16 protein-coding genes are annotated in these 24,320 nt (G+C 40.8%); 11 read left to right on the top strand and 5 right to left on the bottom strand.

The features are described 5' to 3' along the window. The first annotated feature begins 3 nt into the window (after positions 1 to 3). Positions 4 to 606: a phosphoheptose isomerase gene (locus J3L16_RS11790; RefSeq protein WP_207613186.1), complete on the top strand. Its 603-nt coding sequence runs from the start codon at positions 4 to 6 to the stop codon at positions 604 to 606. After that, positions 606 to 1,178, top strand: coding sequence for a division/outer membrane stress-associated lipid-binding lipoprotein (gene dolP / locus J3L16_RS11785; RefSeq protein WP_207613185.1), 573 nt, complete (start codon positions 606 to 608; stop codon positions 1,176 to 1,178). Before J3L16_RS11790 ends, dolP begins: the two co-directional genes overlap by 1 nt. 29 nt (positions 1,179 to 1,207) lie before the next feature. Here dolP and arcB read toward each other — a convergent pair whose 3' ends face one another. Continuing rightward, a complete protein-coding gene (arcB, locus tag J3L16_RS11780) occupies positions 1,208 to 3,562 on the bottom strand; it encodes an aerobic respiration two-component sensor histidine kinase ArcB (protein ID WP_207613184.1) in 2,355 nt (784 codons plus the stop codon). A 517-nt stretch (positions 3,563 to 4,079) separates the two neighbouring features. Between arcB and gltB the strand changes: the two genes are divergently transcribed. The 4 genes from gltB (at position 4,080) to J3L16_RS11760 (ending at position 11,151) form a co-directional block, all read left to right on the top strand. Beyond that, a complete protein-coding gene (gltB, locus tag J3L16_RS11775) occupies positions 4,080 to 8,546 on the top strand; it encodes a glutamate synthase large subunit (protein WP_207613183.1) in 4,467 nt (1,488 codons plus the stop codon). 18 nt (positions 8,547 to 8,564) lie between these two features. Then, entirely contained in the window at positions 8,565 to 9,980 is a 1,416-nt protein-coding gene (locus J3L16_RS11770; RefSeq protein ID WP_207613182.1) for an FAD-dependent oxidoreductase, read from the top strand. An 82-nt stretch (positions 9,981 to 10,062) separates the two neighbouring features. Next, a complete protein-coding gene (locus J3L16_RS11765; RefSeq protein ID WP_207613181.1) occupies positions 10,063 to 10,413 on the top strand; it encodes a hypothetical protein in 351 nt (116 codons plus the stop codon). Between the two features lie 156 nt (positions 10,414 to 10,569). After that, the gene (locus J3L16_RS11760) at positions 10,570 to 11,151 is read left to right on the top strand and encodes a DUF2726 domain-containing protein (protein ID WP_207613180.1); all 582 of its coding nucleotides are present in this window, start codon (positions 10,570 to 10,572) and stop codon (positions 11,149 to 11,151) included. A 34-nt stretch (positions 11,152 to 11,185) separates the two neighbouring features. Here J3L16_RS11760 and J3L16_RS11755 read toward each other — a convergent pair whose 3' ends face one another. Next, the gene (locus J3L16_RS11755) at positions 11,186 to 11,671 is read right to left on the bottom strand and encodes an acyloxyacyl hydrolase (RefSeq protein ID WP_207613179.1); all 486 of its coding nucleotides are present in this window, start codon (positions 11,669 to 11,671) and stop codon (positions 11,186 to 11,188) included. 185 nt (positions 11,672 to 11,856) lie between these two features. On the opposite strand from J3L16_RS11755, the gene J3L16_RS11750 reads away from it, so the two are divergent. Next, positions 11,857 to 12,555: a 5'-methylthioadenosine/adenosylhomocysteine nucleosidase gene (locus J3L16_RS11750; protein WP_207613178.1), complete on the top strand. Its 699-nt coding sequence runs from the start codon at positions 11,857 to 11,859 to the stop codon at positions 12,553 to 12,555. On the opposite strand, the gene J3L16_RS16290 is transcribed toward J3L16_RS11750, so the two are convergent. Next, positions 12,544 to 12,744, bottom strand: coding sequence for a hypothetical protein (locus tag J3L16_RS16290; RefSeq protein WP_242698822.1), 201 nt, complete (start codon positions 12,742 to 12,744; stop codon positions 12,544 to 12,546). The two genes, J3L16_RS11750 and J3L16_RS16290, sit on opposite strands and share 12 nt — an antisense overlap. Here J3L16_RS16290 and J3L16_RS11745 point away from each other — a divergent pair. After that, complete coding sequence (locus J3L16_RS11745; protein ID WP_347564667.1) at positions 12,677 to 13,537, top strand: cobalamin biosynthesis protein; 861 nt, start codon at positions 12,677 to 12,679, stop codon at positions 13,535 to 13,537. The two genes, J3L16_RS16290 and J3L16_RS11745, sit on opposite strands and share 68 nt — an antisense overlap. Positions 13,538 to 13,577: 40 nt before the next feature. On the opposite strand, the gene J3L16_RS11740 is transcribed toward J3L16_RS11745, so the two are convergent. Together J3L16_RS11740 and J3L16_RS11735 are read right to left on the bottom strand one after the other, a co-directional pair. Next, on the bottom strand, positions 13,578 to 16,724 hold the full coding sequence (locus J3L16_RS11740; RefSeq protein ID WP_207613176.1) for a multidrug efflux RND transporter permease subunit: 3,147 nt from the start codon (positions 16,722 to 16,724) through the stop codon (positions 13,578 to 13,580). An 8-nt stretch (positions 16,725 to 16,732) separates the two neighbouring features. Beyond that, entirely contained in the window at positions 16,733 to 17,836 is a 1,104-nt protein-coding gene (locus tag J3L16_RS11735) for an efflux RND transporter periplasmic adaptor subunit (protein ID WP_207613175.1), read from the bottom strand. A 372-nt stretch (positions 17,837 to 18,208) separates the two neighbouring features. Here J3L16_RS11735 and J3L16_RS11730 point away from each other — a divergent pair, with 372 nt between their 5' ends. From J3L16_RS11730 to J3L16_RS11720, 3 genes are all read left to right on the top strand, one after another. Continuing rightward, positions 18,209 to 19,216, top strand: a complete 1,008-nt coding sequence (locus J3L16_RS11730; RefSeq protein WP_347564662.1) for a choice-of-anchor A family protein — start codon at positions 18,209 to 18,211, stop codon at positions 19,214 to 19,216. A 70-nt stretch (positions 19,217 to 19,286) separates the two neighbouring features. Continuing rightward, positions 19,287 to 22,091: a tetratricopeptide repeat protein gene (locus J3L16_RS11725; RefSeq protein WP_207613173.1), complete on the top strand. Its 2,805-nt coding sequence runs from the start codon at positions 19,287 to 19,289 to the stop codon at positions 22,089 to 22,091. A 204-nt stretch (positions 22,092 to 22,295) separates the two neighbouring features. After that, positions 22,296 to 23,618, top strand: coding sequence for a peptidoglycan DD-metalloendopeptidase family protein (locus J3L16_RS11720; RefSeq protein ID WP_207613172.1), 1,323 nt, complete (start codon positions 22,296 to 22,298; stop codon positions 23,616 to 23,618). The last annotated feature ends 702 nt before the right edge of the window (positions 23,619 to 24,320 follow it).

Here is a 24,320-nt window from a genome sequence, read left to right as displayed (position 1 = left end):
GCCATGATTGAAAATATAAAAACAAATTTTACTGAAAGTATCCAAACAAAAATTGCTGCGGCCGAAGTGCTTCCTCCTTATATAGAAAGCGCTGCACTTATGATGGTAGAAGCATTAATTCGCGGAAATAAAATACTTTGTTGTGGAAATGGCGGCTCTGCTGGCGATTCTCAGCATTTTTCATCTGAACTCCTTAACCGATATGAGAGAGACAGACCTAGCTTACCAGCAATAGCGCTGACAACTGATACCTCTACCATTACCAGTATTGCCAACGATTACAGTTACGATGAAGTGTTTTCCAAACAAATACGCGCCCTTGGTCAGGCAGGTGACGTACTGTTGGCTATTTCAACTAGCGGGAATTCTCGCAATGTGATCAATGCTATGGAAGCAGCCTTATCTAGAGATATGACAATTGTTGCCCTCACGGGAAAAGACGGCGGAGAAATGGCCGGTTTTCTCAGTGAAAACGATGTTGAAATACGGGTTCCATCAAACCGTACTGCACGTATTCAAGAAGTGCATTTGTTAGTCATTCACAACTTGTGCGAATCCATAGATGATAGTTTATTCCCCACTGACGAAAGCGAGAGAGAAGACTAATGCAAACGAGATTACTTTGTTTAGTTGTCACTAGTATTTTGTGCCTACAGGGCTGCACTGTATTGGTTTTAGGGACTGCTGGCGCAGTAGCCGCAAAAACCGCAACAGACAGGCGTACCGTAGGCACACAAATCGATGACACTACATCGAGTAGTTCCGTTTCACTCCGCTGGGGACAAGATGAGAGTTTGAGTGAATCAGCAAATCTGCAGGCAAATGTATATAATGGAGTGCTGTTAATTACAGGCCAAGCGCCAACACAAACATTAATTGATAAAGCAGAAGAAATAGCAAAATCAGTTCCCCATATTACAAAGGTACACAACCAAGTCCGATTAGGTAGTCCTATTAATGCGTCAGCGCAAGCGAACGATCTATGGATTGACTCGAAAGTCAAAGCCAAGTTACTTACCGATAAAACAGTACCTACCACTCAAGTGAAAGTTGTTGTCGAAAACAGTGAGGTGTTTTTAATGGGGAAATTATCAAGCCTTGAAGCGACACGGGCCATTGAGCTGACTCGAAATATTCAAGGCGTAAAGCGCGTAGTACGCGCTTTAGAACTTATTTAATAGAATGCGACTAATCTGGATAATCCAGATTAGTCATCTATTCGTTGCCCCTGTAGCCAATCATTTAAAGCACTGGTATCGTTTAATACCGCCATTTGTAATTCTTCAACCCAATCGTGAACATTCTCCCACCATGCTGGGTGGTCGCCTTGTTGAATTTGATTTGCGATACGCTGCACTCTTCCTAAACCAACTGACCCCGCGGCACCTTTTATTTTATGGGCTTGAGCACACACTTCTGATTTTTCATCTGCACTTAAACTCAGCTGTAGAATTTCCATATATTCGGGCATTTTTTCATGGAAAACACCTACGCTCTCGCGAACCATATCAACACCAATGGTTTCAATGAGCATTTGCAACAACTCCAAATCAAGAATGGTGCTTAACATCTTATGAGGCTCTTCTTGTTTCGTATTTTGAATAAACTCCGGTGTTGCAATGGGTTCACAGAAAAGCTCATTAAAAACCTCGACAATGCGGCTTTTTTTAATGGGTTTAGCGATAATGTCATCCATACCATTCTGCAAATATTCTTCTCGTTTTTTAATCACATTTGCGGTTAAAGCAACAATCGGTGTTCCCGTGCACAATTCTTCTTCATGCAACACTTCAGCAACATCAAACCCAGTCATATCTGGCAATTGTATATCGAGTAAAACAAGATCATATTGCTGTTTTCGGGCTTTATCGATAGCTTCCGTCCCTGTCATTGCAACATCCACGTGCTGACCTAATTTTTCCAGAAGCGCCTTTGCAACCATGACATTAAGTTCAATATCTTCGACAAGTAAAATATTGAGATCATGTACTTTGAGCTCCTCAACTTGCATAGGCTGCTTGGACAATTCCAAAGGCAACTTAATAATAAATTGAGTTCCTTGGCCAACAATACTTGAAACCTCAATACTGCCTTTCATGAGGTCGACCATTTGTTTACAAATAGCCAAACCAATTCCAGTCCCGGTCGCAGATTGGTGATCAGGGTGATCAACTTGATAGTACATAGCAAAAATGTTTTCTAATTCCGACTCAGGGATGCCAACCCCCGTATCATTAATAATAAAACTAACCTCGCACACATCATCGCGAGGTGTACTTGCAGAAATGGCAAGTGATACATGGCCTTTTTGAGTAAACTTCACCGCATTATAAAGTATATTCCATAAAATCTGACGTAAACGAGTCCCGTCAACCTCGACTAAATTAGGAAGAGGCTCTTGCACTTCGCAAATAAATTCTAGGGATTTGTCTTCTGCAAGCAAACGGATAATACTGCTGAGTTCCTCAGCAAACTCTCGTGGAGAGATGGTTTTTAGTGACAGCTCAAGTCTATCTCTATCCAGTTTGTCTAAATCAATAATGTCATTAAAAATATTACCTAGAGTAATGGCGCTTGCATAAATAGTGCTAACCCAGTTAAATTGTTCTTTACTTAAATCTGTATCTCGAAGCATTCGACTCAAACCAACAATACCGTTTAATGGCGTTCTTAGCTCATGACTTATAGTTGCTATGAATCGAGTCTTATCTTGACTCGCTTTTGCCGCTGCACTTTCAGCCTGTTTACGTTCGGTCATATCTCGACCAAAAGCCAATAAACCAAGCCTATTTTTTTCTGAATCATAAAAAGGTACTTTTCTCATTTCAAAGTACCGTCGTTTGCCGTCTGCAAATCGCAGCCATAACTCTTCGGTTATACTGGCATTTCCTTCCAAGACTTCATGATCACTCAGCACAACTTGTCTGGCTAAATCTTCTTCATAGACATCATGAGGTGTTAAACCTAACATCTCATCTTGAGTCATTCCTGCCATTTGCTCGGCTACACGGTTACACCCAGCAAAACGTCCCTCTTCATTTCGGTAGTAAATTAAATCCGGTGAGGCATCAATAATAGATCGTAGCAGCGTTGATAGCCTCCGAGCCTGCTCTTCTTGCTCGGTTTTATCGCGGATCTCAATTTCCAACTCTTTGAGAACCGTTTCTCGCTCTTCTTGCGCAGCGCGCCTTTTTTCAATTTCATGGTTGAGCTTTCTGATATTTGATTGAAGCTCTCTATTCAAGAACACATCTTCTTCACGTAGGTGCTCTAATTGAGCTACAACCTCTTTCAAGTTTGTGCGAGAGTTTTCAAGATGTAGTACCAGCTCTCCAAAAAAGTACATTATCCAAGGCGCTGAAAATAGAGTAAGCAGAACTGCGCTAACAAAATCATCATAATAAAACTCTGTACCCAAAGCTGCGCGGATCCCAAAAGAAGCGCCCACAACAAACAACAACATAATTGCCACTACAATTATATAAAGTTTCAGTTTGCCAAAGTATTTTAGAAACTGTGCTAATCTAATGGCCCAAGCGTCTTGAGAAGGATCGGAGTGCATAAACAGTCACACTGTAATTTCTGATGCTAGCATCCTACCAGCTCTTTTCGTTGACGCAACGGCTGGTTATCAAACACGAACCAGGTTAAAAAATAACCAAACAGAATATTTATTCATATTTTCTGAAAAAAAAGTCCACTTACAAAACTAAACAAAGACCCTACAACGAAAAAAAAACCGTAATGATAATCGTTCTCAGAAAGAACATTTGAAACTTAAAAAAACTGCCACAGGGTTTATTTTTCATGGCTTTTGTCAAATTATATATACTATATATATTAATACTGTTTGATTTTATTCCCGACTATCTGTATTTTGTACGGCCCGCTGAAGCAAGTGAATATTCATGCTATTTGGCGAATAAATTTGAGGGCTGGCTCCTCCTCGCTGATATCTTAAAGATGTCAGCTCCAACATAATAATAAAAATAATCTTGGCCCCCCACATCTAAGCATTTAGATGGCTGGGGACATCATACTGAATCACCTTGCCCAGCCCAAGGTGCGTGGAGAGTAACATGAGTTTATATAATCCGAACGACTCGAAAGACAACTGTGGTTTTGGCTTAATTGCCCATACAAATGGAGAACCAAGCCACAAGCTAGTTACCACTGCCATTACTGGCTTAGACCGTATGCAGCACCGTGGTGGTATCGCCGCTGATGGAGTAACTGGCGATGGTTGTGGTTTGTTGTTGCAAAAACCTGATAGTTTCTTTCGAGCTGTAGCCGATGAAAATGGCTGGAAGTTAGGTAAGAAGTACGGCGTTGGCATGATCTTCTTAAGCCAAGATGAAGACAAAGCGAACGCTGCAAAAGCCATTTTAAACGAAGAAATCGCGAAAGAAACACTCGATGTAGTGGGCTGGCGCGATGTACCAGTTAATACCGAAATACTCGGAGAACTGGCTTTAACTGGCGTACCAAATATTGCTCAAGTATTTGTAAATGCTCCTCCTGGTTGGCGTGAACGAGATGTAGAACGCCGTTTATTTATGCTACGTCGCAGAGCAGAAAAACGCTTAGCGGAAGATCCTGATTTTTATATAGCTTGCTTGTCTGGCCTTGTCACCGTTTACAAAGGTCTAGTGATGCCTAAAGATTTGCCGGCATTTTACAAAGATTTAGCAGACACTAGAATGGAAAGTGCTATTTGTGTATTCCACCAGCGCTTTTCAACCAATACCTTGCCTAAATGGCCATTAGCTCAACCATTTCGTTTCTTGGCCCACAATGGTGAAATTAATACGATAAAAGGCAACAGAGATTGGGCTAAAGCCAGAACATCAAAGTTTGCTACTCCTTTATTGCCTGATTTAAAAGACGCAGCACCATTTGTAAACACCGAAGGTTCTGACTCCTCATCACTAGATAACATGCTAGAGCTGTTTCTTGCTGGCGGCATGGATTTATTTAGAGCGATGCGTTTGCTTGTTCCACCTGCGTATCAAAACGATGCGACTATGGACCCAGAATTACGTGCGTTTTATGAATTTAACTCAATGCACATGGAGCCATGGGATGGTCCAGCGGGTATTGTAATGACCAATGGTCGTCACGTAGCCTGCAACTTAGACAGAAACGGCTTACGTCCAGCGCGCTATGTACTAACAAAAGACGGCTTTATTACGCTAGCCTCAGAAGTTGGAATTTGGGACTACAAAGAAGCTGACGTTCTAGAAAAAGGCCGCGTCGGCCCAGGCGAAATGCTAGCGGTTGATACCTACACGGGAAAAATCTGGCGCTCTAACGAAATCGACGAAGATTTAAAAGGTCGTCATCAATACCGTGAGTGGTTAGATAAAAGTATCCGCCGCTTAACACCGATTGAAAAACTCGATGCCGATCAAATTGGTAAACGTGAGTTTGATGACGACACAATGGCCACTTATCATAAGCTGTTTAATTACAGCTATGAAGAAATTCAGCAAGTGGTTAAAGTGCTAGCAAAAGATGGCCAAGAAGCGGTTGGCTCTATGGGGGATGATACCCCAATGGCTGTAATGTCTTCTCGTCAACGTACTTTGTATGACTATTTTCGTCAACAATTTGCTCAAGTGACCAACCCTCCAATCGACCCATTGCGTGAAAACCACGTGATGTCATTAGCAACCTGTATTGGCCGCGAACAAAATGTATTCAGTGAAGCCAGCGGCCATGCTGATCGTGTATTGTTCGATAGCCCAATTTTAATGTACACAGATTTAAAACAGCTTAGAGAGTTCAACCCTGACAACTATTACTCTGAAGTTGTAGAGCTACAATACCCTCAAGAAGAAAGTCTAAAGCGCGCAATTGACCGGATCTGTAACGAAGTAGAGTATTTAGTAAAACAAAAGCGCGCTGCTTTTGTTATTTTGTCGGAAAGAAACATTAAACCTAACCGCCTGCCCATTCCTGCTGCCATGGCGGTAGGTGCTGTACAGCGTCGTTTAGTTGAAAAATCATTGCGATGCGACGCAAATATTGTTGTAGAAACGGCATCAGCAAGAGACCCACACCATTTTGCAGTACTTATCGGTTTGGGTGCGACGGCAATTTATCCGTTCCTTGCATACGAAACAATTGAGCAGCTGTCATCAAGTGGTGATATCGATATTCCTGTAATGGACGCCATGTTGAACTACCGTAAAGGTATCAACAAAGGTCTATATAAAATTATGTCTAAGATGGGCATAAGCACTATCGCGAGCTACCGTAGTTCGAAGTTATTTGAAGCCGTTGGTATCAATGACGATGTCATGAATCAGTGTTTTGAAGGTGTTACTTCACGCATTCAAGGTGCAGGGTTTGAAGACTTTGAACAAGACTTAGTCAACTTAAGCCGAGTTGCGTGGATAAAACGTAAGAGTATTAGCCATGGTGGCTTACTCAAATACGTTCACGATGGTGAGTACCATGCCTACAACCCAGATGTAGTCAACACACTACAACAAGCGGTGATGACAGGTGAATACAAGCACTATCAAGAATATGCCAGCTTAGTAAACGACCGTTCACCTTCTCATTTAAGAGATTTACTTGCCCTGTCACCAGATAGCGATGCAATATCTATCGATGACGTAGAAAGTGCAGAATCGCTTTACCCTCGTTTTGACACTGCAGCAATGTCAGTAGGGGCACTTAGCCCAGAAGCTCATGAGGCACTTGCGATAGCAATGAACCGCTTAGGTGGTCAATCTAATTCTGGTGAAGGTGGCGAAGACCCAGCTCGTTTTAACACAGAAAAGAATTCTAAAATAAAGCAAGTCGCATCAGGCCGGTTTGGTGTAACGCCTCATTACTTATCTAATGCTAGCGTCATTCAAATTAAAGTTGCTCAAGGTGCTAAACCGGGAGAAGGTGGTCAACTACCTGGCGACAAGGTAAATAAATATATCGCTGAACTTCGCTTTTCAGTGCCAGGTGTAACCCTAATTTCACCTCCGCCACATCATGATATTTATTCCATTGAAGATTTGGCGCAGCTCATTTTTGACTTGAAACAAGTCAATCCTAAAGCGCTTATTTCTGTAAAACTGGTTTCAGAACCAGGAGTAGGCACCATAGCTACTGGTGTAGCAAAAGCCTACGCAGATTTAATTACCGTATCTGGTTACGACGGCGGTACAGGTGCAAGTCCACTTACATCAGTAAAATATGCTGGTTGTCCGTTCGAGCTAGGTTTAGCGGAAACTCAACAAGCCCTAGTGGAAAATGGCTTACGCCATAAAGTTAGATTGCAAACCGATGGCGGATTGAAAACAGGCTTAGATGTAGTGAAAGCAGGTATTTTAGGCGCCGAAAGCTTTGGCTTTGGTACCGGTCCCATGGTTGCCTTAGGATGTAAATATTTACGTATATGTCATCTAAATAACTGTGCCACAGGTGTTGCAACTCAAGATAAAAAGTTAAGAGAGAACCACTTTATCGGTTTGCCTGATATGGTGATGAACTATTTCAAATTTGTTGCACAAGAAGTTCGTGAAATCATGGCCTCTATGGGCGTAAGAAAATTTGAAGATTTAATTGGTAGAACTGAATTACTTTCTCTTTTAGATGGCGTAACAGCGAAGCAATCTAAATTGGATTTATCACCACTGTTAGAGAAACCAACTGCGGGAAATCACACCAAGCTATTTTGCTCAGAAACAACCAACAGCCCATTAGATAAAGGTGAGTTGAACGCCGATATACTAGCGGCATCAGAAAAAGCTATAGATAGTGCTTCTGGTATTAATCTAACTTTCCCCATATGCAATACAGACCGCTCAGTCGGCGCATTGGTTTCTGGAGCTATCGCTCAGAAATACGGTAATCACGGCATGGAGGATTCTCCTGTTGTAGTTAGATTCAAAGGTACTGCGGGCCAAAGCTTTGGTGTATGGAATGCTGGCGGCTTAAATATGTACATTGAAGGCGATGCAAACGATTACGTGGGTAAAGGTATGACTGGTGGGAAATTAGTCATTTATCCACCAGAAAATGTATCTTATAAAGCAAGTGACAGCGCAATTGTGGGTAACACATGCTTGTACGGCGCTACTGGAGGTAAGCTCTATGCCGCCGGCCGAGCCGGTGAGCGTTTCGGGGTAAGAAACTCAGGAGCTATTGCAGTAGTTGAGGGCCTTGGGGATAACGGCTGTGAATACATGACAGGCGGTATTGTTGCTGTTTTAGGCCAAGTAGGCTTGAACTTTGGCGCAGGTATGACTGGTGGTTTTGCTTATCTTTACAATGAACACAATGATATTGAAAACCGCGTTAATCCTGAATTGGTCGATATTATGTCGATTCAAGACAAAGGTATATTGTCTGAGCATTTACGTGGACTAATCAACCAGCATTATGAAGAGAGTGGCAGTGAAAGAGCATTGCATTTATTAACTCACTTCCAACAAGAGCTGAGTAATTTCAGGCTTGTTAAACCTAAAACCAGTGATGTGAAAAACCTATTAGGTCACATCAGCCGCTCCAGCGCTGAACTTCGCGTTCAAGCACAATAATTGGGAGAGTATTAAGTTATGGCTAAAAATGTATATCAATTTGTTGATGTAGAAAGAATTGACCCTCCTAAAAAGCCGATTGTTGTGCGCCAAGAAGGGTTTGATGAAATCTATCATGAAATGACAGATTCTCAAGCTCAAGGCCAAGCGGATCGCTGCCTTGATTGTGGTAACCCGTACTGCGAATGGAAGTGCCCTGTGCACAACTATATTCCTCAATGGCTAGCATTAGTGAACGAAGGCAAAATCATGGAAGCTGCAGAGCTTTCATCGAAAACCAATAGCTTGCCCGAAGTCTGTGGTCGCGTATGCCCACAAGATAGACTGTGTGAAGGTTCATGCACATTAAATGAAGATTTCGGTGCAGTCACCATTGGCTCGATCGAAAAATACATCACTGACACTGCATTTAAAATGGGCTGGCGCCCAGATATGTCAAATGTAGTATGGACAGACAAAAAAGTCGCCATTGTTGGTGCTGGACCAGCAGGTTTAGGTTGTGCAGACATACTCGTCAGAAATGGGGTTAAGCCTGTTGTATTTGACCGTTATGAAGAAATTGGAGGCTTACTTACATTTGGTATTCCTTCGTTTAAACTCGAAAAAGATGTCATTAAACTGCGTCGTGAAATTTTTGAGGACATGGGCGTTGAGTTTGTACTCAATACAGAAATCGGAAAAGACATCGACTTTGAAACTCTGTTAGAAGATTATGACGCAGTATTCCTTGGTATGGGTACATATCGAGCAATGAAAGGCGGTTTTGAACATGAAGAAAGCCCAGGTGTTTACGACGCATTACCTTTCTTAATTGCCAATACCAACCGAGTCATGGGTATAGAAAAATCCCCTACCGATTATATCGATATGCAAGATAAAAAGGTGGTTGTATTAGGTGGCGGTGATACCACAATGGATTGCGTAAGAACCTCTATTCGCCAAAATGCGACTAAGGTAACTTGTGCATACCGTCGAGATGAAGAAAGTATGCCAGGGTCACGCCGCGAAGTGATTAATGCAAAAGAAGAAGGCGTAGATTTTCAATTTAATTTACAACCTTTAGACATCGAAGTTGACGGCAGTGGTAAAACCATAGGTGTAAGATTTGTTCGTACCCAAATGGGTGAACCTGATGCCGAAGGACGTAGAAGACCCGTACAAATTAAAGATTCTGAATTTGTAATGGAAGCAGATGCAGTCATTATTGCATTCGGTTTCCAACCTAGCCCATCAAGTTGGTTTGCTGATCACGGTATTATCCTTGACGAAAAAGGCCGTGTTAGAGCCCCATCAAATGGTAAATTTGCGTTCCAAACCTCTAATCCAAGTGTATTTAGCGGTGGTGACATGGTGAGAGGAAGTGACCTTGTCGTAACTGCAATAGACGAAGGCCGAAAAGCCGCAGATGGAATTATGGACTACTTAAACGTTTAAAAAGTCTAAATGTCGGTGCTGGTTCTTGCCAGCGCCGTGCTGACCACCGTATACTCATTAAAAAATAGATGGGAATTAGACTATGCGGGTGTTAGGATTTTTACTATTGGGGCTACTAAGCACTTCTAATACTCACGCTGAAGGGCCTGAGGTTTCTACTTGCCCAAATAAATTCCACTCATTAACCGTTCACGAAGAAGCTAAGCTTTGTCAAATTTTTGACTCTACTCCCCCCTTTTCTATGGTGTATCACGTAAAAGAAATGCCAGATGACGTCATTGCATTTTTCCTGCGGAATAAAAATCTCTCCATGGCATCCAGAGAAAACAACCGAACGCTCATTATGAATGATTCTAAAACTCATCGGGTTGTTGTCTCTCCAGACGGTAATGGAAGCCAAATTGATATCCTAGTTATCAATCCTAGTAGCTAACAAAATCTTAAAAACGAATTATATTTTTTATACACAAAATTATGTGGCATTACTCTTGCTCTTATTCATTTAGTGAATAAACACAGTAATTAATCTTTTCTTTTAGTCAATGTTTTGACAAGAGGGTTAATTGCCAAGACAGTTTGAGGAATGAATATGGAACTTGCAATTATACTAATGATGCTGTTGATCGCAGTGTCTGCTGGGGCAATAATTGTTTCGACACCGAATACCAACTATGTGTTTAAGCCTAAAGGGCAGCTTTTTACTCCAGTAGAACGTTCCTTTTTACAGTTGTTGGAACAGGCTGTTGGTCACGAATTTAAAATTATGTGTCGTGTTAAATTAAGTGACTTAGTAACAGTAAGAAACCCTCTTCGCAAAAAACAAATGTCCGACGCACTAGCTAAAACATCAACTAAACATCTTGATTTTGTACTTTGTGATAGAAAAACTATGGACCCAGTAATGGCGGTAGATTTGGTTTACCGGCAAGGCAATGAAAGCTACAAAGCACAGAAAGACCTCTTTGTTACAAACGCTCTCGATAATGCAAATATCCCGCTTGCAAGGATTAAGGTTAAATCTGGCTATTCTTTAGAGGAAGTCAAAGATTGCGTAGAAACTAAACTCATTCCCCTTCGCAGAAAACAGCAAAAATTGGCAGAGAGCAAAATGACATTAGAAAAGCCCAGCCGCCCCACTCGTCCTTTGCGCTCTAGCAGAGCTGCTGCGTAACTGGCAGAGCTGCTTGCATACTTAGTATTGAATATTAGTTACCGAAAGGGACAGACAAAGACAAAAACGCCGGTTCCGTTCCCGGATTGCTGTCCCCTAATCCTCCATTCGACAGGTGAAATAGTTCTACACCCAAACGCATTTTGTTCTCAAATTCATAAGCAATTCTTACTCCAGAACGGAATTGAATATCGTAGCCTAAATTTAAACTTTCGCTGTCATTAAAAAATCCTGCTCCAAAATTGGGTGAGACTACCCAATGTTTTTTTACGTAAAAATCTCGCTCAACAAATCCAAAAACAAAATTCGCATTGTTTCCGGCTCTTGATACGCCTAAACCTGGAGCTAGCTGCAAAAATTTAGTTGGCTTAAATCGATACTCTAATTTAACAACCTCTGGGTCATCTAAATCTCTATCAAAAACCCCAGCATGCCCCACTGACACAGTAAAAAAGCCAGTTTCATTTGCATAATTTAACTGCGAAATAGATGTCGCTACTACTAATAAAATTAACTTCAATAAAATTGTGATTATATATTTCACCTTTCAACTACCCATAACTACCAAAGTAAATATAGAAAGTAGGGACAGAAACTCCCCGACTTTTATTTCATAAGAGAATTGTCTATATAATACCATTTTAGGTTTAAAGTCTGTCCCTAAAACACTACACTGCAAACAATTCAACAATATGAGAGCATAAAATGAAGATCGGAATATTAGGTGCAATGGATCAAGAAGTCGCACTCCTAAAAGATAGCCTAGTTGGAATGACTGAAACTAAATGGGCTCACCTCACCTTCTACGAAGGTAAAATTCACGATCTCGATATTGTATTGGTCAAATGTGGTATAGGTAAGGTCGCCTCCGCGGTCGCTACAACCGCTTTAATTCATCAGTTTTCACCAGACTTTGTCGTTAACACAGGCTCCGCTGGAGGATTTGATAGCTCTCTTCAAATTGGCGATATTGTCATTGCTACAGACGTTGTTCACCACGACGTTGATGTAACTCATTTTGGTTATGCACTTGGACAAATGGCTGGAATGCCCGAAACTTATTCTTGCAATAGTCGTCTCATAGAAGCCGCCGAAAGCGCACTTAGTGATATTAACGGAGTAAAGTCGACTCGAGGATTAATTTGCACGGGCGACTCATTTATAGGCTCCGATGAAGCAGCAGAACTACTACGTACTCAGTTTCCTAATGTTGCTGCAGCCGAAATGGAAGGTGCAGCTATTGGACAAACATGCTTCATGCTAGATGTGCCCTTTTTAGTGATCCGTTCTTTATCCGACATAGCTGGTGTCACCTCAACGGTGTCGTTTAACAAGTACATCGAGACTGCCTCTGAAAACTCAGCTCAGCTGGTCATTAGCATGATAAAAGAGCTAAGCAAGTAATATCCAAGTGAATCCGCTTTTAGATTTTGACTCTATACCCACAGCAGCAATAAGCTGCTGTGTTGCTTTAATCGTTCTAATCATCAATAATTTTCTCACATTACCCGAACGCTTTAATCCTATAGCGGTTATTACTTTACTTGCAAAAAGAATAGACAACAAAGTACGTCCAACCCCCAAGTCTTCCATACAGCAACACCTAATATCTGGCTCGTTAAGTTATGTTGTTATTTTTGTGCCTCTGTTAGTCATATTATATATCGCACTATCACTTGTGGAATACGGAGTATTTTTTGAGTGTGTTATTCTTTTTTTCGCAGCCTCTTTTCAACCGCAAAAAAGAACGTTCATAAAAGTACAACAGGCATTAAATAACGAAAAAAAATTACTGGCAAGACAATGGCTTTCCTCAATAGTAAAACGAGATACTGAGGTTTTAAGCCCCATTGGGATAGGTAAAGCGGCAATTGAAGCTCTTATTTTGAGGTATGTTTATCAAATACTCACCCCCATATTAGTGTATTTGGCATTTGGCGTTGTTATGGCCTTAGCTTACAGGATTGCACTAGAATGTTATTGGCAATGGAAACAACCTAGAAATCCAGACGACAGTTTTTCAAAGCCAATGGCTCTAGTCTGTCGTATTTTTCAGTTTATTCCCATGTTGATTACATTGCTGCTTTGTTTCTTATTTATAGTAAAAAGAACAAAAGTGAGTAGAGAAAATGTAACTACTAGCAAACCAAAGTTAACGTTGAAAACACTTTCCCCTTTGCTTTTTCATACTGTAGGAAAACGCTTAGGTTTTACCTTAGGCGGCCCCGTACAATATTCTGGGATACGTAAAAAACTACCTAGATATGGAAGCCCAACACAAGTAAAAATGAGTGATATGCTAGTTACTGTTTACACTCTTAATACCATAACCTTAGTGGTTTCAGGATTTCTTTTAATCTTGACGACGGTATTGATAGTAGCTTAATAAAACGAAAGGCCGCAAATACGGCCTTTCTACTTTTATTCTATGCGGTTTTTTCTTGCTCTTTGGCGGCTCCCTTTATCCAGAGCGAAAGACGACGCATTAGCACATAAAACACAGGGGTAAAAAGAAGCCCGAAAAAGGTCACGCCTAACATGCCGCTAAACACTGCAACACCAAGAGCTTGTCGCATTTCGGCACCCGCACCGGTGGCAAGAACTAGAGGCACAACCCCTAAAATAAAGGCGAAAGATGTCATCAAAATAGGGCGCAACCGAATTTTCGCAGCATAGACAGCAGCATCAATTAAAGGCATTCCCTCCAATTCATTTTGACGAGCAAACTCCACAATAAGAATGGCATTTTTACTGGCTAAACCAACCAAAACAATTAAACCTACTTGAGTCAAAATATTGTTGTCCATGCCCATTAGCCCCACACCTGTAATTGCACTGAGTAGACACATAGGAACAATTAGTACAACGGCTAAAGGCGTAGTCCAGCTTTCATATAAGGCGACTAATAATAGGTACACGAAAACCACCGCAAATATGAAAGCGAAAATACCACTATTCCCCGCTTGTTTCTGTTGAAACGCAAGTTCTGTCCACTCAAAGCTAATGCCATCATGCAGCAATTGATCGGCTAAGCGCTCCATAGTGGCTAGTGACTCTCCAGAACTAAATCCGGGTGAGGTATTACCTTGTAACGCAGCCGCAGGGTAAAGGTTGTAACGCGGTACTCGAGACGGCCCGGAACGTTGTTCAAAACGCGTAATAGAACTAAGAGGAACCATATCACCATTACTATTTCTGACTCGAATACGTCCGATATCATCTTCTGTCATTCTGTAAGGTGCGTCGGCTTGAGCCGTCACCCTAAACGTGCGTCCTAAGTAGTTAAAGTCATTAACAAACGCGCTCCCCAAATACACTTCTAACGCACTAAATACATCAGACACAGGAACCCCTAACTTTTCTGCTCTAGCCCTGTCGATATCAGCGTAGATTTGTGGTGTTTTAGTTTCAAACAAACTAAATACAGCTGACGTAGCAGGTTCTTGGTTTGCGGCACCAGCTAACTGAAACATCGCCGTTTCGAGTACCTCAAGACCTCTACCTTGAGTGTCTTGCAGCATCATTTTAAATCCACCACCGTTTCCGACTCCGCGAATAGAAGGAGGAGGAATAACGACAACATACGCTTCCTTAATTGCCCCAGCTTTAGCTCGAATACCATTTAGCACGTCTTGAAAGCTAATGCCTTTTCTCTGACGCTCTTCAAAAGATTCCAATATGGTAAACATTGCCGCTGAATTGGACGCATTGGTAAATGTTGCCCCTGAGAAACCACTAAAGGCCACCACGTTTTCCACACCTTCGACACTTAAAACCTCATCGGAAACATTTTGTACAACTTTATCCGTTCGGCTCAAAGATGCCCCGGGCGGAAGCTGCGCAGCAATGATGATATATCCTTGGTCTTGGGCAGGAATAAAGCCTTTTGGAACCCGTTCAAATTGAAACACAGTCAAAAACATAAAACCGATGTACACCACCACCATCAAAGGAGCCCAACGGATCAACTTAGCGACAACTCTTCCATAAAATGACGATAGCCTTTCAATACCGTTGTTAAACTTATCGAAAATTCGCTGAAAAAATCCTTTTGTCGTTTTTTCACTATGCGACTTAAAGAAAACAGCAGACAATGCCGGACTTAACACCAGTGAAACAACCACCGAAATCATAGTTGCGGTTGCAATAGTTATGGCAAATTGAAGGTAAAATACGCCTGTAATTCCTGGAACAAATGCCGTAGGAACAAAAACCGCTACCAACACCAACCCCATTGCAACTAAAGCGCCGCCGACTTCGTTCATGGTTTCTTTAGCGGCTTTTAACGGGCTCATGCCTTCAGATAGTAGCCTTTCCATATTTTCTACTACGACAATGGCATCATCCACCACAATACCTATGGCTAGCACCAAACCGAATAGCGTCAAATTATTAATAGAAAAACCTAACCCACTCATTACAGCGAACGTCCCCACAAGGGAAATAGGAATAGCAAGAACGGGTATTATTGACGCTCGCCAATTTTGTAAAAATACCACTATTACTAAAACCACTAAAGCGATCGCTTCGTAAATCGTATATTCCACAGCATCGATAGACTGAGCAATGAACTCAGTGGGGTTATAAACTATTTTATATTCCAGCCCAGGTGGAAACGATTTTTCAGCCTCAGACATCACAGCTTTAACTGCATCAGCTGTCTCTAGCGCATTGGTTCCCGGACGTTGGAAAATAGGCATCGCGATAGCTTTATCACCACTTAAATACCCTTTTGTGGTATACGATTCAGCCCCTAATTCAACTCTTGCCACATCGCGAAGGCGAACAATTCTTCCTCCGTCATTTTTCACTATAATATTTTCAAACTGTTCAGGTTCAATCAAACGCCCTTGAGTTTGTATTGCAAGCTCAAATGCCGTTTGTCCATTAACTACAGGTGACTGATTCAATGTACCACTGGATACCTGAATGTTTTGCCCTCGCAAAGAGGCAATGATCTCAGCGGCTGTTAATTCCACTGATGCAATTAAGTCTGGATCTAACCAGATCCTCATAGAGTATTGGCTCGCGCCAAACACCCTTAGCTCCCCTACACCATTAATACGAGATAATTTATCTTGAATATGCAATGTAGCGTAATTCGCAATATAGGTTTGATCGTAAGTATCATCCGGTGACAGCATATGCACAACCATCATCAAATCAGGCGAATTCTTTTTTGTCGTAATTCCCAATGCCTGCACAGAAGTAGGTAGCCTTGGCGCAGCAATCGCTACCCGGTTTTGGACTTGAACCTGAGCTGTGTCTAAATCGGTACCAAGTTCAAAAGTCACCGTAATAGTAACCGTTCCATCTGCCGTGGATTGAGACGATAGATACAACATGTTTTCTACCCCATTGATTTCCTGTTCTATGGGGGTAGCAACGGTTTTTGACGCTATTTCTGCGTTTGCGCCCGGATAACTAGCCAATACTTGGATTGTAGGCGGCGCAACCTGGGGGTATTGTTCTATGGGTAAAGAAAAGTAAGACAAACCACCTACAATAATGGCAATAACAGCCAGTACAGTAGCAAATTTAGGACGTTCAATAAAAAAATGAGAAAGTGACATGAATTACCCTAAAATGAATACTGTTTGGATAAATCAACAGTCTCTGGTTTTACCGGAACACCGTCGCGAATACGCATAAGTCCGTTCACAACAATATTTTCATTTCCTTGTAAGCCGGAGGTAATAATACGTAAATCTTGATTGTGCAGTTTGCCCAATTCAACATATTTCCGTTCAATCTTGCTATCTTTATTTACGATATAAACGTATTTTCGATTTTGATCTGTGCTTAAAGCTATATCAGGAATAAGTAACACATTTTGTTTGTTACTAGATAAAACTTTAAGGCGGCCGAATACCCCAGGTAATAAGAAGCCATCATCATTATTAAAGATAGCTCTGCCTTCAATAGTGCCGGTGCTTCTGTCGACGCGGTTATCAACGAAATCCATCACCCCTGAATGTACATATTCGCTTTCATCTTGTAGTTTCACTCTTACAGGATTAGAGGCGGTACGAGAACTTTCACGATCGCCTGACAAAGAAGCTCTCATGTATTTTAGAAATTCAGTTTCACCTGCTTGAAAGTAAAAATGAATAGGATTGATGCTGACAACTGTTGTTAACAGCGTTCCATTAGAATCAGAAATCAAATTTCCAGCGTTAACTAAATCTCTGCTCACTAAGCCAGAAATAGGTGTTCTCACTTCAGTGAACGCCATATTGAGTTCAGCCGATGCGAGATCTGCTTCAGCTTGTCTAACCGCATTTATACGCTCATCGACCTCTTCTTGAGAGATAGATTTCTTTTCTCTTAACTCTTTTGCTCTTACGAGTTCTTTTTGAGCTAAATCGAATGTTGCACTGGCACTATCCAGTGCAATTTTAAATGGACGTTGGTCGATAACAAAGAGTATATCGTTTTTATTAACGAACTGGCCGTCTTCAAAGTTAACTGACTCAATATAACCTGTAACCCGAGCCCTAATTTCCACTTCTTCAACAGCTTCAAAACGGCCCGAATATTCGTCCCAAGATGTTACTGTCGTTTCTATAGGATTAGCAACATCCACCGATGGAGCATGAAACGTTTGCGGCACTGTTTGTTCTTCCGAACTACAAGCCACTAAAAAAAGAAAGAATGAAACAAAAAACGTAAAACGGATGGACATAGAAAATTTCCAAATGGATAAAACTCAAAGTGATTATAAAGAAGATACAGCAGATTACATAGTAAGTTTCGGTAGAGGCAAGAAAATGTCAGTTGAAAGAATTCAATTCTTAAAACAATAGATTGTCACGGAAAATGATGAAAAATACGTTTAAGAATTCTCACTTATATTGCTTTCACCTTAATATTGTGTTGATTTTTTTTACACAATAGAAAAAAAACACATGAAAAAGCAAAAAATACCCACCAGATCAAACACTAAATAAATTGGAATGTTTTTTGCTTATTACGTATAATGTAAGCCTCATGTATTTCAATAAGGCAAATCGTTCTCTGAACTTCTTTCCTTTAAATATTTTAACAAGGATTAAAAGTGAAATTTATAAAAATATGCACCTTTTATTTTTCTGTGTTTCTCTGCTGTGGATTAGCATCTGCAGCTACATTTAATTCTGCGGACAACGTTGGTACATACAATCTTATTTTGAAGAATGACTTGAGCACATCTTCAGATATTGAAGGTGCCATATTTGTAGGAGGGGATATCACCAATGCCTCTACATTCGGAAATAACTGTAATGCTGGTTGTACTAATGGTGTTGACGCAGTAACTGTTATTGGAGATATTAATTCCAATTTCAATCTTGTGGGTAACAACAGCGATGGAACTCGTAATGTTGTTTACGGTGGAACCATAAGTGGAAACGTTAACAATAATGCCAACGGAGAGATTAGGCAGGCAGATGCTGATGAGCTTTCTATGTTAGAGGAAGCGCTAGAGTCACTTTATCAAGGTGCAGTAGAAGACAGTGAAAACTTTTCGGCGCTCGCATCAAACGGTAGCGTAGACGACAGCGACCCTAATAGAGTTACTTTTACTCCAGACTCAGTTATCGATGGTGAAGCTATAGTATTTGATGTTTCTGGTGAACTCCTATCAAGAAACATAAGTTTAGATTTCGATGCTCTCATTGGCCTAAATGTACCAATCATAATTAATGTTACTGGAGCATCAGATGCGCTTGATGACACATTAACCGTGTCAGCAGGCTTCATAGGTAACCGTGAAGGTATCAGAAACTCGCTCATTTTCAATTTTAATAACTACAACGACATTACATTTTCCCGCGACGGGTTTGAAGGTTCTGTTTTAGCTCCCCAAGCTGATGTTACGATAACAAATGGGGCATTTGACGGTGGGCTAGTTGCACTATCTCTTGACTCTATGGCTGAACTGCATGCAGAGTTTTTCGATGAAGAGTTCGAAGACCCTGATGTCCCTGTTCCACCTTCAGAAGTACCAACCCCTGCTTCGCTATTATTGACTGTATTAGCATTGATTTATATTAGTAGACGACGCAAAACGATAAGCTCGATTTAACGTTGTGAAGACACACTGAAACCACAGTGTGTCTTTATTCCATAATAATTAGACTAAGCTTGCCTTATTCATGAAAAAAAAACTCTTCTCCCCCTTTTTCATCTTATTCTTATGGCTGTACTCCTTATTCAGTTTAGCTCAATCTACATCAATCATAGAATGTGAACTCGCGAGCACAGCAGAGAAGGAAGGCAAATTAGACGAAGCTCTCATAAGGCTGAAAAACTGTTTATCTACTAACCCCGAATATGCTCCTGGCTTACTGTTACGTGCGAATATCTTTGCTCAAAAAAAGCAATTCTCCGCTGCATTAAACATGTATCAATCCTTAATTGATAATAACGTCGACTATGCACTGTTTTCAGATACTTGGGGGCAGGTCTTATGGCAACAAGAGCAGTTCAATACCATAATTCAATTTTCTGAATTCAACACTTTACCTGCTAAACAACAAGTCAATTGGTTACTTCTTCGCTCTAAAGCATGTATTGCTACTAATGATGTACCTTGTGCTGAAGAGTCTGTTCAGTTAATTGAAAAAACATCTAAAAACCAATTCGATTTAATGCTTGGAATTGCCCAGATTAAAATACATGAAAAAAATTATGTAGAAGCTCGCGAATCACTTAACGAAGCATTGGCTTTATCTCCAGATAATCCATCTGTGAATTATCTATATGGAAGACTTGCTTTAGACGAAAAAAATGCAAAAGAAGCCATTAGCATTTTTTTAAAGCTACTTGAAAACGACCCCACAAATGTTCTTGTTTTAAGAGGCCTAACCGACGCCTACCTTATGGACGAACTTCAAGTTGAAGCTGCCGAGGTCATTGAAAATATTTTAGCTCTTCAGCCAGGTGACCCATTCGCCTTAACGACAAGAGAAATTGTACTGTCAGAACTCGACGAAATTAGAGCACCAGATCCCTCGTTTGAGAGAATGCGAAACAAGGTCGCAGAACTCCCTAATGGCGCAGTGCAAAGCAACTCTCAATTGCTTTACCTAAGAGGATTGCTAGCCTTTATTGCAAAGCAATATGAGTCGGCTTTGAGAGATTTTAATCTCCTTTACAAGCAAGACAAGACAGATTTGCAGTCTGTTATTTTCCTCGCCAAAACTCGATTCTCTTTAGGCAAAAACAAAGAGGCAATACAACTGTTAGAAAACCATCAAGACTCGTTACTTGACACACCCGATATACTTCTGTTGTTGACAGAACAATACATGGAGCGTAATCAAACCTTTAAAGCCTCTCCTCTCATAGAGAAGTTAACAACGCAATACCCTAATTCCCCTAATGTGTTACTTATTCAAGTAAAATACCTGGTATATCAAGGTCAAATAGATGACGCCTTAGTCCTACTTGAAACATTAGTAGATCAATACCCCAAAAGTGTCGATGTCAATCGCATTGCCACCATATATGCCATTCAAATTCAAAACTATACTCTAGCCGAAAAATCACTTTCAGCTCTTAAAAATATTAGACCCAGTTACACCGTAAAAGAGCTATCAGCAGTTTTAGCATTAAAACAAGGGAACGTAAAAACAGCCAAATCACTGTTTTCAGAGCTACAAAAGATTGCACCAAACTCCACCACCATAAATTACAATTTGGCATTAATCGATTTAGCACAGAAAAATAATGATGATGGCATCGCTAAATTGAAAAAAATAATAAAAGCGCAACCCGGACATGCACCGAGCCTATATATGCTTGGCTTGGTTGAATTAGATCAACATCACACCCAAGAAGGGCGTTCACTTTTGCAAAAAGCAGCATTTGCCAGTAAGAACGCGCCTTATATTTTAAAGTCTCTAATATCTCTAGAAAATAGACAAGGTAAATTCAATGCATCCCTCGACTATGCCAACAAACTTGTTGAAGTATCGCCATTCAACATAGATAACCTGATAATTCGAGCAGATATTTATAGAAAGATGGAGGATGTAAGCAGCGTTAAAATTGAAATTCAACGAATTTTGGCAATGCAACCTCTCACAATTCAGCACTATGAGTTATTGAGTAACTTGTACTTACAAATCAACCATGTAGACGAAGCTGCAGAATTACTTCTAATTGGTGCAGAATTATTTAACGAAGCCAGCTTTACCGTTCGTGCAGCGGAAATTTTACTTAACGCAAACGACACCGATAAAGTAGATACGATTTTTGCAAAAATGACGAAAGCTGAAAAAGCGCACCCAAAAGTCGTGTTTTTACTCGCAAGACGAGCGGAACAAAACGGCAACGTAGACAATGCAAAAGCGCTCTATACCCAACTAGCTAAAACAGACCCCTATTCCAACGTTTTGATGGGTAAGCTGTATCAATATTCAACGGACAAGCAAATAAAGTCCATTATGCTTGATGCATTACAACGTAGACTAAGCGAGAACAATAACGACTATTTTGCTCATAACCTGTTAGCCCAAATCTACTTTTATGACGGTGAACTTGTCAAAGCTCGCAATGAATACGAAACCTTACTTGAGTTTGATCAACAGGAAAACAGAGCTGGAATACTCAACAGGCTATCCATTATTGCTGATGGGTTAAATGATCCAGAATCAACGCTCCGTTTCGCCCAAGAGGCCTACGATTTAAATAACAACAACCCTGCAATAATGACCCAATTTGGCTGGAGTTTGGTGCGCTTTGATGACGCAAAAGAAGGTTTAAAAATACTCCGTCAAGCGTCTAGTTTAGATAATAGCAATGAATTAACCCGTTATTACACAGCAGAAACTTTATACAAGCTAGCCTTGTATAAAGAGTCATACGCAGAAATACAAACTATTTCAGAGACTGACAATGAGTCAATTCGGGCCTTAAGTTTAAAACTTGAAGAGAAACTGGAAAACCTAAACTAATTTAACTCAAGCAAATTTATGCTTTTCCATTTCAATATGATGCGTGCAAAAAGATAAATTGTTTTGCTTTCTCTTCGTTCCGCACCAATTTATATAAGATACAGCTAAAGTCTCTCTATTAAATCTACCCTATCCACCTCATTTTACTTGAAAACTACGATGAAAACGCTTTATTCTTTAGGCGTAGAATAATAAGAGAAAATTATGCGCATTGTTGAGTTGTTTTTAAATTTACCTAAGCCCCATAGAGTTTTGCTAGCTGGTTTATGCGTAGTCATGTTTTTATCTATTTTATCGTCAAACCATTCAGATAGTGTTTCTGCTCATTCTACATCTCTGGTTTTAGATTCAGGTATTCGCTATCCAATTGCCCTCGATACCACTCGATTTGAAGAGTTTACGGAGAATACCGAACTCCAATACGATACTTGGAAAAGTGTTACGGTTAAACCTGGTGACACATTGGCTAAAATTTTTAAACGAGTAGGCTTAACTCCGAAAGAAACTTACTTGGTAACCCAAGCTGGCGAACTAGCTAAATCCTTAACAACTATTCGCCCAGGAGAGCAGCTAGACTACATTAAATCTAGCGAAGGTAAGCTACAGCGTCTTCGATACGAACTATCAAACACAAAAGTATTATTCGTCGACGCCTCAGACGATTTCAAGTCCTATTCAACACTAGTAACTGAAAATCCGATAGAGATTAGAAGTAATTTCGCGTTCGGACAAATTGAAAGTAGTTTTTGGAATGCGGGCATCAAAGCGGGCCTAACTGACAACTTAATTATGCGCTTAGCAGGTATTTTCGGGTGGGATATCGACTTTGCGATAGAGCTAAGAAAAGGTGATATGTTTAATGTTGTCTTTGAGGAACATTATATCGACGGTGACTTCGTAGGTTATGGTGACATTATCGCAGCAGAGTTCATAAACCAAGGTGATACCTTTCAGGCGGTGATGCACACAGATGGCAATTACTACACGCCTGAAGGCCGTAGTATGCGTAAAAGTTTTTTACGCGCTCCCGTTGATTTTAGGTACGTAAGTTCAAACTTCAAAAAAGCACGCTTTCACCCTGTACAGAAACGCTGGAAAGCCCATAGAGGAACCGATTACGTAGCAGCTGTCGGCACTCCAGTAATGGCTGCAGGAGATGGCAAAGTTATTCGTGCAGGGTATGACAAATTCAACGGTCATCACGTTTTTATTCAACACGGCGAAAAATACACCACGAAATACCTTCACTTTAAAAAACGTGCAGTGAAAAAAGGCGACTGGGTAAAACAAGGTCAAACCGTAGGTTACCTCGGTTCAACGGGTATGGTAACTGGCGCACACCTACATTATGAATTTCTTGTAGACGGTGTTCACCGCAACCCTAGAACCGTAACCTTACCGAAAGCTCAGCCCATTGCTAAAAACGAAAAAGCGGCGTTTGACAAAATAGCAGAGCGTCGCCTTCAAGATCTTAACGCTTCTAAAAACATTATGACTACGATAGCCTATGCTGCGTTAACAGAGTAACAAGACGCTCACAACTCACTATAGGTATTAAACCATAGTTTCCGGTAAATAATGCATTACCTTCCGTATAGCCCATTCACACCAAGAATAGAGATAGCCGGCACTAATCACGCAAGCTAATACACCTTCTAGCATAAGTAGTTTCACACATCCCCATTTAACAAAAAATATTCATTAACACGCTTCTATGTTCTTTGCTCTTTTACATTGAGTCCATTAGATGAAAGTTACTCCATTACAAGGAAGACGACACAAATTAATACTGTCAACAGCTCTTCAAATATCGGATTTTTTTTAACACAATAATGGTCTAAACGTTAACTGAGGCGTCTAGGGTTGCCTTTTAAAAATGTGGGGATCAGGAACAGAACAGGAAGCTGTTCTGCTCTCTCATTGGCTCTGTGAGTTTATTTTAGGCAAAATAAGCCGCCCCTTAGGATAGCTTTCTCTTCGCTTTCAAGAGCTAAATAGGAATCTAGAGGCTCTATTCTACCCTGGGTAACCTCACACTATCCAAGTGCCGGTTACCGGTCACCGGTCACCGTGCGCCGTTAGGCGATGGTTATTTTTAATAATGCTATGGGCTTTGTGAGTTTATTTCAGGCATAAAAAAAGCCACCCTTTCGGATGGCTTTCTCGTAGCTCTCATGAGCTGAATAGAAGTCTGGCGATGTGCTACTCTCACATGGGGAAACCCCACAC

Origin of the sequence: Alteromonas sp. 5E99-2, assembly GCF_017368475.1 — a bacterium.
Classification (GTDB): Bacteria; Pseudomonadota; Gammaproteobacteria; order Enterobacterales; family Alteromonadaceae; genus Alteromonas_F.
This window is presented reverse-complemented; position numbering and strand designations above follow the sequence as displayed.